Origin of the sequence: Novipirellula sp., assembly GCF_041583735.1 — a bacterium.
In the GTDB taxonomy this organism is placed as follows: domain Bacteria; phylum Planctomycetota; class Planctomycetia; order Pirellulales; family Pirellulaceae; genus Novipirellula.
In genome coordinates this window covers 1-15,687 of the sequence record NZ_JBFHFD010000144.1, presented here as the reverse complement: position 1 = coordinate 15,687, position 15,687 = coordinate 1, and the positions used below count along the sequence as shown (strand labels likewise).

Annotated in this window: 7 protein-coding genes; 4 read left to right on the top strand and 3 right to left on the bottom strand. The window is 53.5% G+C overall.

The window, feature by feature from the left end; genetic code table 11:
- Nucleotides 1-2,133 (bottom strand): amino acid adenylation domain-containing protein (locus ABX962_RS13030; RefSeq protein WP_372720040.1); only part of this gene is annotated, 2,133 nt, incomplete at its 3' end.
- A 57-nt stretch (nt 2,134-2,190) separates the two neighbouring features.
- Nucleotides 2,191-3,477 carry a diaminobutyrate--2-oxoglutarate transaminase gene (ectB, locus tag ABX962_RS13025; protein ID WP_372720042.1) on the bottom strand — a complete coding sequence of 429 codons (1,287 nt, stop codon included), beginning with the start codon at nt 3,475-3,477 and terminating at the stop codon, nt 2,191-2,193.
- 509 nt (nt 3,478-3,986) lie between these two features.
- Between ectB and ABX962_RS13020 the strand changes: the two genes are divergently transcribed.
- Nucleotides 3,987-7,520, top strand: coding sequence for a DUF1553 domain-containing protein (locus ABX962_RS13020; RefSeq protein ID WP_372720038.1), 3,534 nt, complete (start codon nt 3,987-3,989; stop codon nt 7,518-7,520).
- Between the two features lie 7 nt (nt 7,521-7,527).
- A complete protein-coding gene (locus tag ABX962_RS13015) occupies nt 7,528-8,988 on the top strand; it encodes a DUF1501 domain-containing protein (RefSeq protein WP_372720036.1) in 1,461 nt (486 codons plus the stop codon).
- A gap of 527 nt (nt 8,989-9,515) precedes the next feature.
- On the opposite strand, the gene ABX962_RS13010 is transcribed toward ABX962_RS13015, so the two are convergent.
- Complete coding sequence (locus ABX962_RS13010; protein WP_372720034.1) at nt 9,516-9,704, bottom strand: hypothetical protein; 189 nt, start codon at nt 9,702-9,704, stop codon at nt 9,516-9,518.
- Nucleotides 9,705-10,208: 504 nt separating this feature from the next.
- Between ABX962_RS13010 and ABX962_RS13005 the strand changes: the two genes are divergently transcribed.
- Nucleotides 10,209-10,709, top strand: coding sequence for a hypothetical protein (locus ABX962_RS13005; protein WP_372720033.1), 501 nt, complete (start codon nt 10,209-10,211; stop codon nt 10,707-10,709).
- Nucleotides 10,679-15,550, top strand: a complete 4,872-nt coding sequence (locus ABX962_RS13000) for an AAA family ATPase (RefSeq protein ID WP_372720031.1) — start codon at nt 10,679-10,681, stop codon at nt 15,548-15,550. Before ABX962_RS13005 ends, ABX962_RS13000 begins: the two co-directional genes overlap by 31 nt.
- Nucleotides 15,551-15,687 lie beyond the last annotated feature (137 nt).

The window sequence follows — 15,687 nt, the reverse complement described above, 5'->3', positions numbered from 1 at the left end:
TAACTCGGCACACGCCCCATCGGAATTACCGGTGCTGGCGTAATCAAACCGCAGCACGTCAAATCCCACGCTGCACAACTGAACGGCCAATTGCTGCAAATTGCGATAGCCACGTGCATATTCGTGACCGATCGAATGACAGATGACCACCCCACGTCCGAGCGCGTTTTCGCGGGGACGATAATGAACCGCATAGATCGATTGTCCGCCGCTGGAAAAGAACGACGCATGCACGTCGGGCAAGCGGTCTCGCAGGGCACGGATGTCATCGTCGATCGGCGACGTGATGGTTTCCCCAAGCAATTCACGCAGATGCCTTGCCGAGGTCGCAACCGTCGGATTGGCGAAGAAGTCTCGCACGGGCAAATCAATGTCCATGTCGCTGGTCAATCGAGCGACCACTTGCGTGACCAATAACGAGCTACCGCCAAGCAAAAAGAAATCGTCGTGAATTCCGATCTCGGGAACATTCAAAACGTCCTGCCAAAGTTCGACCAATCGTTTTTCCAGATCATCGCGAGGCGGCACGTAGGTTTCATCGCGAGCGACGACGCCTTGGCTGGCCGGTGGCAGCGCGCGTCGATCGATCTTGCCGTTGATCGTGTGCGGAAACGATTCTAGGAACACATAGCGTGCCGGGATCATGTATGCCGGTAACACACTGCGCAGATACGTCGAGATCGCGTTCGCCGAAACGTCATGCTCGCCATGAGCGATATAGGCGACAAGGTATTTTTTGCCGTCCACTTCATCAAAGCTGGCCAGCGACCCGAGTACGCCGGGGGCTTGGTCGATCGCAGCTTCGATTTCGCCGGGTTCAATGCGGTACGATCCCAATTTGATTTGGTGATCGACGCGGCCGGCAAAGTCGATGTTCCCATCGGGCAACCAGCGGGCCAAATCGCCAGTGCGATACACACGCTGTGTCTCGCCGTCGATTTCGACGTTTAAAAACGCTGCTGCGGTCAATTCAGGTCGGTTCAGGTAGCCTAAGGCCAATGCGGGACCGCCAATAAACAAATGTCCCGTTTCACCCTCGCCGACCGGTTTTAAATCGTCGTCTAAAATGTGGGCCGTGTAGCGTTTCAGCGGTTTGCCAATCGGCATATTCGCTGCATCAAACGAATCGTCGGGGATGTAAACGGTCGACGTCACGGTCGCTTCGGTGGGACCGTAGGCGTTACAGAACATCACGTCGTGGTCACATAACGATTGCCATCGTCGATAGTGCTCGACCGAGACTTTTTCGCCCGTCGGGATGATCAATCGCAGCGAACGCGGAACGCGTTCTTTTGACGCGACCATCAAATCGACCCATTGGTGCCAATAAGCCGCGGCGATATGAACGGACGTGATTTTAAAACGATCGATCAGCGTGGACAATTCGTTGCGGTGGTTGGCTCGGTCGCGAGGGCGAACGACAACGCAACTGCCCGACAATAGCGGCGGAAAAATCTCTTCGATCGCGATGTCAAAACAAAGCGTCGAAAATTGCAGCGTGCGATCCGTCTCAGTCAATTGAAAAACTTCGATGTCGGCAAAACAGTAGGTTGCCAACGCCGAATGCTGGATTTGCACCCCTTTGGGTTTCCCGGTCGATCCCGATGTGTACATGATGTACGCCAAATCACTCGGTGCGATCGAGACGTTCGGACACGTCGTCAATCGAACCGCTTCGGATTCGTCGGGGACGCAGTCAACCCAGCTGATTTTTGACGCGGCCGTTGGGTTGTCCGCGTTGTGATCGATCAGCGGAATGCCAATCGAATCGTAGTAACTGCGGTGACCGATGATCGTCGTGATTGCTGCGTCTTCGACCATATAGCGGAGACGTTCCACCGGGTAATCGGGATCCAGCGGAACAAACACGGCCCCCAGTTTCATGATCCCCAGCATCGCTGCGATTGCTTCGGGAGACCGGTCCACGCACAAGCCGACACGGCAACCATGGTGGATTCCCAGCGAGACCAACGTATTGGCGATCCCGTTGGATTGATGTTCGAGATCCCGATACGTCCACTGATCGTCTTCGGAGACAACCGCAACGTGGTTAGGGGTGTGCTGAAGTTGACGGGCCCATAACTCAGGGAACGCAATCAGTGCTTCGATCGTTTGGTTGGATGATTCAAGCATGGGGACGTACGGGGATCAGCATTTGTATTCAGAATGACTCACTGTCTAACAAACGTTCTAATTCACCGTGGTGTGAGTATTGGAAGGACGATATGCGGCACTGGCGACCGCGGCAGCGACTGCGGATTCGAGGATTTGTAGTCCCGCTTGCAGCAATGCGGTTTCGATCGTCAATGCGGGCATCACCTTCAAGACCTGGTCAAATGCGCCGGATCCCTCGATCAACAACCCTTCTTTGAATGCGTTTTGTATCGCTCGGCTCGCCAGATCACCACAACGCAAATCCAGCCCCCAGATTAACCCACGACCGCGAACGTTCATCGCATGATCGGCGTGTTTGGCACAAATCGCTTTCAGTTTCGCTTGCACAATTTGGCGGCGTTCGTCGATTTGATTTTCGAAGCTTGGGTCGGTCCAGTACTCGAGCACGGCGCGGGCCGAGACAAATGCCAAGTTGTTGCCACGGAACGTGCCAGTGTGTTCGCCCGGTTTCCAAGCGTCGATTTCCGGACGGATCAAGACGATCGACATCGGCATGCCGCTACCAATCGACTTTGAAACACATACGATGTCAGGAATGATTCCGGCGTGTTCAAAACTAAAGAATTTTCCGCTTCGACCATTTCCGACTTGGATGTCGTCGACAATCAAGCGAATGTCGTGCTCTTGGCAGAGGGAAGCAATCCGCTGAAGCCAGCGATCGCTGGCAACGTTGATGCCCCCTTCGCCTTGAATGGTTTCAAGGATCACAGCGGCCGGTTTCGGCAGTCCGCTGCTCGGATCGTTAAGCATTTTTTCCAGCAGCAGCGACGTATCGTATTCACCCATGTAGCCATCATATGGCAGATGTGTGACGTTGTTGTGCGAGCCATAAAATTGGCTGTGGTAGAACTGGTTACCCGTTAATGCCAACGCGCCGAGCGAATGACCATGATAGGCATTGGTGAACGCCACGACATGCGAACGCTGGGTCTGCTTGCGAGCAAGTTTGATGGCAGCTTCGACCGCGTTGGTTCCAGTGGGACCGGTGAATTGAACGCGATAATCGAGCCTACGAGGTTTCAGAATGATTCGCTCAAACGCTTCGAGAAAGTCCACTTTGGCGGCGGTCACGGTATCGAGCGAATGTTGGATCCCGTCGGCTTGGATGTACCCGAGCAGCGCCGCTTTGGCTCGCCGATTGTTGTGTCCGTAATTCAGAGACCCCGCACCACAGAAGAAATCGATGAAATCGTTTCCCTCCATGTCGGTAATGGTGGAGCCCACGGCTTTGTTAAACACCGCTGGGAATAGTCGCGCGTAACCACGCACGTTTGATTCGATTTGTACAAGGGGATCCTGCATCGGGAGCGCTTCTTCCTGACCGGGAATTGAAATGGGGCGAACGATGGCGATGGAGCGAATTGCCATCGGGCACACCGTACGAGGCAAGCTTAGGTTTGGCTTAGCTGTCAGTGATCAAGCGGTGTGATTTGAGACACCCTCGATGGTAAAGATCGCCTAACCGCAGCGCTTGCTGCGGGTTATGACGATTGTTCTCGATCGAATCATTGTTGCGGTTCCTGGACGCCGCAAGAGGGGGGCGCTGGGCAATCGCGGGCGGAATGGGGGAGGAAGACACGGTTGAAAAAATTTTCGTGTTTTAGGGGCGGCGTCCGATTCTTGCTAAAATGAGCCTGACGGGCAATCTGCTCCCAACCCACCTTACCCGTGATATCCCGCGATTCGTTCCCTTCCCCCCTCTCCGTTTCGTCCTACCCGACCTTGTTTCTTGAGGGCGGCTCAGCAAATCGTGATCGACTGATCCCCCCCTACCCGCACCCACCCTGTCCCTCAGTATTTCCAGTAAATCGATGCATTCACGTTTCCAATTCCTTGTGCCAATCGTTTGCGGTCTTTGTGCTGCAGGGGTCTGTGCCGCAGACAAGCCTGTCGATTTCAATCGCGACATCCGTTCGATCTTATTTGGACGTTGTGTCGCCTGTCATGGGCCGGATGAAGATCAGCGGGCTGCTGGGCTGAGACTCGATACCGAGGCCGGTTCACGTGAAGATCTCGGCGGCTATGTCGCCGTCAAACCAGGCGAACCAGACGACAGCGAGTTGATCGAGCGGTTGACCACAGACGACGATGACATGCGGATGCCCCCAGAGGGGAAAGGCAAGCGGTTGTCCAAGGACGAGATTGATCTGATACGCCGTTGGATTAAACAAGGCGGCAGCTACGCCAAGCATTGGTCTTACGAAAAACCGATCCGCCCTGCCCTGCCCTCGATCAACCTGCCCTCAGTCGAACAACACGTCGAGCAAACCGAATGGGTGCGGAATCCGATCGACGCGTTCGTGCTTTCCAAACTCATCGCCAACCAATTGAAACCGTCGCCCGAGGCGGACCGTTTGACACTGGCTCGCCGATTGGCGATCGATCTAACCGGAGTCCCACCGACATGGCAAGAAGCTCAGGCGTTTGTGAATGACTCGGACGCAAACGCATATGAAAAGTACGTCGATCAACAGCTGGCCAAACCCGCGTTTGGTACTCGTTGGGCCCGCGTGTGGCTCGATCTGGCTCGCTATGCCGACTCAGCGGGCTACGCCGATGATCCGCAACGAACGATTTGGGCGTACCGCGATTATGTCATCGATTCGCTGAACAATAACAAGCCATTTGACCAGTTTACGATTGAACAGATCGCCGGTGATTTGCTCGAAAATCCGACCGACGAACAATTGATCGCCACCGCGTTTCATCGAAACACAATGACGAACAGCGAAGGTGGCACCAATGACGAAGAGTTCCGTAACGTCGCAGTGGTGGATCGTGTCAACACGACCATGGCGGTATGGATGGGAACGACCATGGCGTGTGCTCAATGTCATACCCACAAATATGACCCGATCACGCATGATGAGTATTTCAAATTCTTTGCCTTCTTTAACCAGTCCGCTGACCGTGATCGCCGAGACGAAAGTCCCCTGCACGAAGTTTGGTTCGAGGAACAACTCGAGCGAAAACAAGCCTTACGCACTGAAATCGCTCTGCTCGCATCGCAATTGAATCAATCCACACCGGAACTTGAAAAACAACAAGCCGAATGGATAGCGTCGATTCGTGAGCAACCCGAGTGGACACCGCTGGTGCCAAGCGAGTTCGTTGCTCACGCTCGCCAACTGGCCACGGATGACAAAGGCTGGATTACCGCGAACGGCGAAAAAGCAGACCGTGATACGTATACGCTGCAATTTCCGATCACCGACTCGCAGCTAGCTGATTCGCTTCAATCCAACTCGGGCCAATCCAACTGGGGCCAATCCAACTCGGAACCCACCACCTCACCGTCGCTGGTGGGTTTGAAATTGGAGGTCAGCAAAGAACAGGCCGAGAATTTTGTGCTTTCCAAAGTCTCGGCTACCTGGACGCCCAATAACATTGCGCCGATCAAGGCAAGGTTCGTTCGCTTGGAACTTCCCGGCAAGCAGCGGATTTTGCATATTGCCGAGTTGCAAGTGTTCAGCGGTGACCAGAATGTTGCTCTTTCAGGCACCGTGACACAAAGTTCCACCGGTTTTAGCGGGCCCGCCGAGTTCGCGATCGATGGCAACACGAGTGGCAATTTTCAGGATCGTTCGGTCACTCATACCCAAATCGAAGATAATCCCTGGTTGGAAGTGGATTTGGGCACTTCGCACCTCGTCGATCGTATTGGGTTGTGGAATCGCACCGATGGCGGCGGTGGTATCTCGGGCCGTTTGGCGGGATATACGCTGCAATTGCTCGATCAAGATCGCCACGTGATTTGGCAGCAGTCGCCCGAGGCGTTGCCGACGCCAAGTTTGAACTTGAGTCCATCCGGGAAAACATCGCTTCGTTTTGCGTCGGCATTTGCCGATTTTGAACAACCGAAATTTACGGCCGCCAGCATCCTGGCCGACAAAATCGATGATAAAAAAGGATGGGCGATCGCAGGCGGAATCGGTGCGGCGCATGAATTGACCCTCGTGCTCGACCGGCCACTAAAACTTGGCAATGGAACATTGACGCTGACTTTGGATCAACAATCAATCCATGCAAAACATCTGCTCAATGAGTTTCGGATCTCGATGACGTTTGACCAGGGCGTTGCTCGCTGGGCCGCACTGCCGCCGCAGATACAGACGTTGTTAGCGGACCCGGCACGATCGTATTCTGCGAACGAACAGGCAGAACTTGCCGCCTACTATCGCAGCATCACACCTTCGCTTGATCCGATTCGCAAACAGCATGCGAAATTGGAAACTCAGTTAAGTGAGATGAAACCGGGGACCACCGCGCCGATCATGCAACAGCTTCCCGAGAACCAGCGACGCAAAACGCATGTGCAATTGCGGGGAAGTTACACCAGTCTCGGTAACGAGGTCAGCGAAGGGACACCCGCTGCGTTTCACCCGCTGCGAAACAGCGAGTCGCCCGATCGTTTGGACCTGGCGCGATGGTTGGTTGACGAAGACAATCCGTTGACGGCGCGGGTGATCGCGAACCGACACTGGGAACAGATCTTTGGGATCGGAATCGTCGAATCGAGCGAAGAGTTTGGTTCGCAAGGCGAATTGCCATCGCATCCCGAGTTGTTGGATTGGTTGGCGACCGAGTTGCAGCAAAATGATTGGGATATCAAGGCGTTTCTAAAGTTATTGGTGATGTCATCGACCTATCGACAAAGTTCGGTGACGAACTTGCAGCAGCAAGAAAACGATCCGATGAACCGGATGCTCGCCCGTGGGCCTCGGTTCCGCATCGCGGCCGAAATGGTGCGTGATCAGGCGCTTTTTGTGGCTGGACTGTTGAGCGATAAAATGGGCGGTCCGCCCGTCAATCCACCGCAGCCCGAATTGGGACTTCGAGCGGCGTTTGGCGGCGACACCGATTGGAAAACAAGCGAAGGCGATGACCGATATCGAGCCGCGATCTACACGTCGTGGCGGCGGTCGAGTCCCTATCCATCGATGTCTCAGTTCGATGCACCTGACCGCGACGTTTGCACGGTTCGGCGAATTCGCACGAACACGCCGCTGCAGGCACTCGTGACGCTGAACGACCCGGTCTATATCGAAGCCGCTCAAGCGTTGGCACGCCGTACCGTGGCAGCGGCAGAAACGACCGAAGCGCGTGTTCGATTTATTTTTCAAACCACGTTGATTCGCAACCCCAACCCTGCCGAGATCACGCGAATCGCTCATTTGGTCGAAGAAACGCGATCCGCGTTTTCAGACAGCCCGGATGCTGCCAAACAAATGGCAACGGACCCGATCGGTGACCTGCCAGACGGAGTCGACGTTGTCGACCTTGCGGCCTGGACCGTGGTCGGAAACGTAATGCTAAACCTCGACGAATTGTTGATGAAACGATAGGAAAACGATGCACCCGAGACTCAGACAACTGCAGATTCAAACACGTCGTCACTTCCTTCAGCAATCCGCCGCGGGCCTAGGCGGGATCGCGTTGGCATCGTTGATGGGCGATACGAAGGCCGCGGACGTTTCCGCAGCGAAGCCCGCTGCCGATCCTTTGACGCAGCGGCAGCCTCATTTTCCTGCCAAAGCCAAACGCGTGATCTATTTGCACATGACCGGTTCGCCACCGAATTTGGACATGTTTGATTACAAGCCTCGCTTGATCCAGCATTCGGACCAAGATTGTCCGGACGAATTTTTAGCGGGACGTGAATTTGCCTTCACCAGCGGTACACCGAAGTTGATGGGGTCGCCGCGGACCTGGTCTCAAGTTGGCAAGCATGGAACGTGGATGTCCGATGCGGTTCCTCATTTTCATGGCATTGCCGACGATCTGTGTATGGTCCATTCGATGTACACCGACCAATTCAACCACGCTCCGGCGGAATTGTTGGTTTACACCGGTTCGCCCCGATCGGGCCGTCCGTCGATGGGGTCGTGGGTGACGTATGGGCTGGGTAGCGAGAATGAAAATCTGCCCGGCTTTGTGGTGTTGATCTCCAGCGGGGTTCAGCCCAATGGCGGCAAAGCATCGTTTGGAAGCGGGTTTCTGCCCTCGGTCTACCAAGGCGTTCAGTGCCGATCCAAAGGCGACCCGGTGCTCTATGCATCGGACCCGAATGGGATGGATCGCTCGATGCGTCGCAAAACGCTTGACGCACTTCAGGATTTAAATGAACTGCAAGCGGCACAGATGGGGCATCCTGAAACCCTAACGCGTATATCGCAATACGAGCTGGCGTTTCGCATGCAGACTGCGGTTCCCGAGGTGATGGATATCTCGCAAGAGAGCCAGAAGACGTTGGAGGCATACGGAGCAAAACCGGGCGAATCGAGTCTGGCGAATAATTGCTTGCTAGCCCGACGATTGGTCGAGTCGGGGGTCCGCTTTGTCCAGTTGTTTGATTGGGGCTGGGATTTCCATGGCACCGGAGCCGATACGGGAATCACCGACGGACTGACCAAGAAGTGTGCGACGATGGACAAGCCGATTGCCGCGTTGATCAACGATTTGAAGCAGCGTGGATTGTTCGAAGACACGTTGATCGTGTGGGGAGGCGAGTTTGGTCGCACTCCGTTCCGCGAAGGCCGAACGGCTGGCAGCAAGGTGCTCGGCCGTGACCATTACCCCGACGCGTTCACGATGTGGATGGCCGGGGCCGGAGTCAAAGCCGGATTTGATTACGGTCAATCCGATGAACTCGGTTTTTCGGTTGCCGAAAATCCGGTGCACATCCATGACTTGCAAGCCACCATCCTGCACTTATTGGGTTTCGATCACGAACAGCTAACGTACCGTTTCCAAGGCCGCGATTTTCGACTGACCGATGTGCACGGCCACGTCGTGCACGATCTGCTAGCGTAAGCCGTACCGCCCGATCCTTCGTAGTGGATCTTGCTAAAGATCCCGCATCCAGGTCTTCCGTTCGTCTCTCGTACCAAAACTCCATCAACACTCCGCCTTCGTAGTGGATCTTGCTAAAGATCCCGCGTTAAGATCTTCCGTTCGCCTCTCGTACCAAAGCCCCATCGACACTCCGTCCCCGTAGTGGATCTTGCTAAAGATCCCGCGTCGAGGTCATCCGCTCGCATCTCGTACCAATGCTCCATCAACACTCCGCCCCGTAGTGGATCTTGCCAAAGATCCCGCGTCGAGGTCATCCGGTCGCATCTCGCAACAAAGCTCCATCGACACTCCATCCCCGTAGTGGATCTTGCTAAAGATCCTGCGTCGAGGTCTTCCGTTCGCATCTCGCACCAAAGCCCCATCAACACTCCATCCCCGTAGTGGAACTTGCTAAAGATTCCGCGTCGAGGTCTTCCGCTCGCATCTCGCACCCAAGCCCCATCAACACCCCATCCCCGTAGTGGATCTTGCCAAAAATCCCGCGTTTAGGTCATCCGGTCGCATCTCGCACCAAAGCTCCATCGACACTCCATCCCCGTAGTGGATCTTGCTAAAGATCCCGCGTCGAGGTCATCCGTTCGCATCTCGCCCCAAAGCTCCATCAACACTCCATCCTCGTAGTGGATCTTGCTAAAGATCCCGCATCCTTTCGGAGCTTTATTCAGCGTGATCATCAGCATCCTTCCAGCGAGCTTGTCTCGGCGGAGGGAAATACGTGATGGCTACCGAGCGAAAGCATAAGACAGCCGTACTCCGCTTCGGGCTTGCCCCGGCGGTCACACGACTCGATCCGTGGATCCCACCAGGACAACCCCGACGGAGATCCAATGGGATTGGGAGGTTGCCTTGGTAGCTTCCCGATGCCCGCCCGGGCAAGCAGGATGCAAGCAATGCGTTTCTGGGGACGCCATGTGTTGTTGCACCCTCCGGCACGAAGTGGTGACATGTTGTAGGCAAGGCCGTCAGCCCATCGAACGCGAGTCGCCTGAGTCCCGAAGGCCGACAGGAGATGCCGCTAAGAATCTCTCGTGATTCCAATACCATCGCATTCGGTTTGCGGACGCTTGCTAGCGAAGTGTGTAGACTATAGGAATTTGGTCTGTTACAATGCGATACTACGGATGTGGTCGCGTTTGTGACGCCCCATTCATTCTTTTGGCCCCCTGCGGAAATGACTCATGGCGAATTCGGATACGCAGCAATTCTCGAAAAGCCTCGGCTGGAAGGGGTTGGCCGTGAATGATCGGCAGCCACTTTTAGCCACGAAGTGGCGAAATGCTGTAGCCATGGGCGTCAGCCCATGGAACCAGAATATCCACCACGCCACCAGTCACAAAGGGACGGCAGGAAGCACCACGCAATTAATCTATGTCGCCCCTACGGGGCTTTGCGATCGTCCTCGTCCATCCGTCCGCGGGTTGGCACACGTGGCTAAATCATGCCGTCCCTTCGGGACTAACGTGCTTGCGCCCGGTCGCTACTTCGGAGCCGAAGAGGTGGAAGACGACGGCGTCCCCTTCGCCGAAAAGATGGAGGACTTGACCCGCGAGTTAGCCACTCAATTTCACGAGTCCGAAAGGAACAAATGGCATACTCCCGCTTCTATCGAAAAACTCAGTTTCAATTCAAATAAAGTACGCAGGGCAGCATGTCAGACACCATCAATGTCGAAGATATAAAAGGTAAAGTCGACTTTGCTGTAATTACGATTCGACCTGATGAGTTCACGGCCGTATTGAATCGCATACCGAAGCTAAAGATCGTCACCCACGGACGTTGGCTTTACCAATACGGCACGGTTAAGACGATCGACAACGCGCCAGTCAACATCGCAGTTGCGCGAACACCCGGGCAGGGGCATGGACCTGCTCAGCAGGTCGCAAACAACATTCTCTTCGAGTTAGAGCCAAAGTGGGTTGTATTGGCTGGGATTGCCGGCGCATTTCCCAATGATGACTTCTCTTTGGGCGATGTAGTTTTGGCTTCTCGAATTGTCGACTTCGCTGTTCGTGCCGCAATTGATGGTGGCACGACAGAGTATGCAACTGGTGGCGGGCCGGTACACCGCGACGTGCAGAACCTATTGGCCATGATTCCGAGTCAGGAAAGCACGCTTGGGGATTGGAATACGACAGGGCTTCTAGGGTTGAGCAGGCCCTCATTGGAGCTTCCGAAATCAGATGTAGACGATCGGATTTACGGAGAAGACGATCATCGAGTCGATATTTTGAAGTCGATTCGGCGCCACTTCGAGACGATCAGAGCGCCAAAATACCACGATGCTTGTTTGGCTACGTCCAACACTCTTGTGAAAGACGCAGCGCTGGTCGCTCAATTCAAAGAGGTAGCGCGCCACGTCGAGCTTGTGGAAATGGAAGCCGGCGGCGTCTTCTTAGCATGCCACGATCATCAAAAGCCATTGCTGTGCGTTCGAGGTATTAGCGATGTTGTTGGATTCAAACGTGGTGCAGACTGGACTGAATTCGCATGCAACACAGCGGCTGCCTTTTTTGTCGCTGCAGTTGAGCGACTACCACTTGCTGTGTGGGGGCCAACGCTTGAACCGCGAGAAACTCTCGAGACGAAAGAACCAGACTCGGGTGATCCCGCTTCGCCAATCGTCGAGCCACTTGGAGTCACTGAGTTGCGTGCCGAAATGCTTCGCATTTCTGAATGGTTGTTGCGATATGAGCTAAGCGATGATGTGCGTATTCACTTGAGCGTGGAAGACGATTTGTGCAGACTCGACTCAGACCAAAACATATCGCTTTTGCTCGGTAGACCCGGGAGCGGGAAGACTTGTTTGTTGGCACGTATTGGAAACAGGTTCATTGACAACGGATTCGCGGTACTCGCAATCAAGGCCGACTTGTTTCCGCACGACAAGTCATTCGACGATTGGGCAAATGATGAGTTGGGCTCTGACTGGAACTTTCACGACTTGGTGCAAACGGTATCAGCGAAAGAGCCAGTTGTCGTACTTGTAGATCAGCTCGACGCATTGGCTAGTACGGTCGACTTAACGTCATCAAGATTGAACGAACTGCTTGCTTTCATTGCACGGTGCGGAACGCTTCCAAACGTCTTCGTTATCAGTTCCTGCAGAAATTTTGATTTTTCTTACGACCCGCGATTCCGACGGCTGAATCCTCGAACGTTCTCACTTAATCTACCAACATGGGATGAAGCGAGCCAGAAGTTGCGGGACTCAGGAATTAACGCAGATCAAATCCAAACGAAGCTCAAGGAACTTCTTCGCACACCACAACACCTTTCGATGTTCTTGCGTTTGAAATCTATTTCCGGTTCGCGTGCATTTGAAACTTACTCAGAGATGCTGGGCGAGTTTTGGAATGCTGTTGTGACGACAAGAGCAGAAATGGAGTTTGTGAATCGACTGACGGAGAGACTGGTTGACACGGAATCTATCTGGGCGCCGATCACAGCAATGGAAGTTGAGGAGGCAATCGTTTCCAAGTTGTGTTCAGGTGGGCTGTTGGAACGTGAGAACAACCAACTGAGATTTTCACACCAAACAATTCAAGAGTACGCGGTCGCGAGACTGTTCGCTGAAGCGAATGTGTCATTGTCAGAATTTGTGCTGAAACACCAAGACACAATTTTCAAACGTCCGACGATTTGGGCGGTGCTAACATACTTGAGGGACAATAACAAGGCGAAATACGCCAAAGAGTTGGACGCGATTCTTAATGAACAACCGCGCCCCCACGTTGAGTTCCTGCTTGTTGATTTCATTTGTCGTCAGCCTGATCCAACCCAACACGAAGTTGCCATAATCGGTGAATGGCTCGCGGCCGACGAGCTTCGACTGCGAATTCTCAGTGCCATAAACAACAACCCTGCTTGGTTTGAGGCGTTCAGGCAGTCTCATCTGCCGAGCATCATGAGCGACCCTGAAAAGGAGCAATGGCCATTGCTTTCCGTGCTCATCAACGGTTGGCAATTCGATTGGGACGGGGTCTTCACTCTAGCTAAGGAGTATTGGTCGAAACATAGTGAGTTTGACCCGATGACACTGCGTCTCATGGAACGCTGTGCAAAATGGACGCCAGAAGTCTTGTCGCTGATCGAACGAGTTGCGACAAGAGTAAAACACAACCATGGGCGTAGTTTTCAAGTTGAAAGTATCGTTGGTGTGATGTCGGTTGATGCGCCACATGATGCTGCTCGGCTAGCAGCGCGAGTAATCTCGACGTCCATCAAGGAATTACCAGAGTCAAAGAGCCGACACAATAGTCCGCTTGAATCGCGTGACGGTTGGTACGACTTGGAAGAAATTGCAAAAGCTGCACCGTCTGTCTTTCTGAACGAAATCACTCCGTGGCTCGTCGCAACGGCACAAGAATATCACAACGGATACGGCGGATCGGCTCTGGCACACTACGTTGGTAGTTGCTGGTCGCTCGACGACCGAGACTACCCTCGCGAGGTGCCGATTCTGACGGCGATACAAACATGCGTCGACGTTGTATCAAAAGAGAGTCCGGAAGATTTCGTTAGCCTGTTCCGACGACAGTGGCATTCGGAAAACGCTGTCGTCCACCGGATATTTATTGCCGGTTTGATGAACGTTGTTGGGCCATGTACCGAAGACGTTTTTGAGTACCTTATGAGTGACGATCGGCGATTTACGGTTGGGCAACATGGAGACGCTCAGGAGTCACAGTCTGCGGAGCTAATCAGCCAACTGTTTCCCCACCTTAACAAAAATCAAAGAGCCCAGCTAATTGAAAAGATTCATGGATGGAGTAAGTACAAATCAGAAGTCGATCCGTGCGAGTCTCAATTGAAGTGGGATCGAGAGTCACGTCTCCATCTCCTAGAGGCGATTCCGCCTGAGTTTCGGTCAGATTCACTGTCCGAATTCATTGTGAGCGAAAAAAACGCTTTGCCAAATTGGGATCGAGAACTTGTGAGAGGACGTTCCGGGTCAGTGAGGACAATTCCGCCGATGGAATTGGCCGAAATGGAAACGGCTGACGAGAAGCAGCTGATCGACGCGTTCTCGAAACAAAAGTCGGACGGCACCGAATGGAGCGAAGTCGAAGGTGGCTTCAAGGAGTATGGCGGTGGCGGTGCTGCCGCACAGGAGTTGTCAAAGCTCGCTGAATCCAATCCTTCCAGAGCTGATGAAGTTATTCGTGTCCTAGTTGCAAATGGATTGACAACACACATCCACCGTGCACTTCGCGGATTTTCAGCAGTTGAAAATCGCGAACTCGTTTTTTCACTAATTATTGAAATAAGTTCCGCGTGCGATGAAAGTGAGGAGTTTCGATCTGCTGCGTCAGACGTTCTGCGTTCACATTGCGACGACGACGGCCTGCCTGAAGAACTCAACATTCTGTTGGAGACATGGCTTGCAAAACCATGGGATATAACAAGGCATGTCGTTGTTAACGGTGACAAGAAGGAATGGCGTCCGGAACAAAGTCTCCTATGGACGAGTCTAGGGTTCGTAATTGTCGACACTGATAACTCATACTACACACTGATCGCGTTGACTCAGAGCCTTCTCAACAAGAACAATCCGCAGGGTGATCGCTGGATCAATCGACTTTCCACTCATCTAGACAATGATGTTTCGTACAAGACGTGGCGAAGGTTCTGCGACAGTCTTCGTTATGTCCGAGCCTCTTATTGTTCGCCGGAGTTGGGCAAGTCGCTGATTGTCAAATTGTTTGAAAAGTTTCCGCAATTGGCATCCGAGACATTTGGGTGTCGATTGCTCGCAATGCTTGTCAGGTTTCTCGACCCGGAATTCCTTACAGAAATTTTGGACCGACTTGCGAAATCGAATGATGAAATCGACCAACAGGCGGCAGGAGAATTAGTAGCACTTTGCGCGTTACTGGACGAGACTTCTGAATGGGGTGCCCGGCTACTTGACGGTCGCCTAATTGCCGATGAGAGTCCTCCGCCAGCATTTGTAGTTGGTGTCGCGCACGCAGCCGCAAATCTGTGGAACGACCTAAATAAGCCGAAAGAATGCTCAAGAATCGTCGCTCAGGTCCTTGGCTTCGGCAATTCAAACGCAACAGATGCAATTCGGCGTCTGTTCTGGAACGAGGTGACGCTACCCGCTGACGAACAGACTTCCGCAATCGTAAAGCAACTAACCGAGCACATCGAAACGGTTATTGGAGGATTAGCGGAAGAGGTGCTCGGCCAACTGTCTGACATTCTCCCTCATCTGAGAACCGAGATTCTGGCCTTTGCACAGCGATTGGTCGAAACTCGTTTCGACGAACTACGACGTGGAGAATTCAACGCCTACGGAGTTGGACCGTACTTGGTAGAAATTGCGATGACGCTGCAACGATTCGATGACACGCGATCAGCGGGATTAGACCTATTTGAAAAGCTTCTCAGTGTCGGTCTTGACGAAGCGAACAAAGCCCTAAAAGACGTCGATGAAGTAGATGAGGTTGAGCAAGAAAGTCCACGCATGCCGAGGCGGCGGCGAAGGCAGAGGAGAAAGAAGAAATCCGACGACTAGGCTCTGTCTGAAAACCTTAAATTGCGGAATTCCATGGGGCGATGATTCGAAGATAGCGACCGATCATCGATAGTTTCACCATTGCAAGAAAGTTTCGTGCGAGCTTCTCATAGCGAGTGGCGACACGACGACACTCC

What these genes read in the sequence shown, in the direction of transcription:
- ectB (WP_372720042.1), bottom strand. Translation starts at nt 3,477, where the DNA reads ATGCAGGATCCCCTTGTACAAATCGAATCAAACGTGCGTGGTTACGCG.
- ABX962_RS13020 (WP_372720038.1), top strand. Translation starts at nt 3,987, where the DNA reads ATGCATTCACGTTTCCAATTCCTTGTGCCAATCGTTTGCGGTCTTTGT.
- ABX962_RS13015 (WP_372720036.1), top strand. Translation starts at nt 7,528, where the DNA reads ATGCACCCGAGACTCAGACAACTGCAGATTCAAACACGTCGTCACTTC.
- ABX962_RS13010 (WP_372720034.1), bottom strand. Translation starts at nt 9,704, where the DNA reads ATGATCACGCTGAATAAAGCTCCGAAAGGATGCGGGATCTTTAGCAAG.
- ABX962_RS13005 (WP_372720033.1), top strand. Translation starts at nt 10,209, where the DNA reads ATGGCGAATTCGGATACGCAGCAATTCTCGAAAAGCCTCGGCTGGAAG.
- ABX962_RS13000 (WP_372720031.1), top strand. Translation starts at nt 10,679, where the DNA reads ATGTCAGACACCATCAATGTCGAAGATATAAAAGGTAAAGTCGACTTT.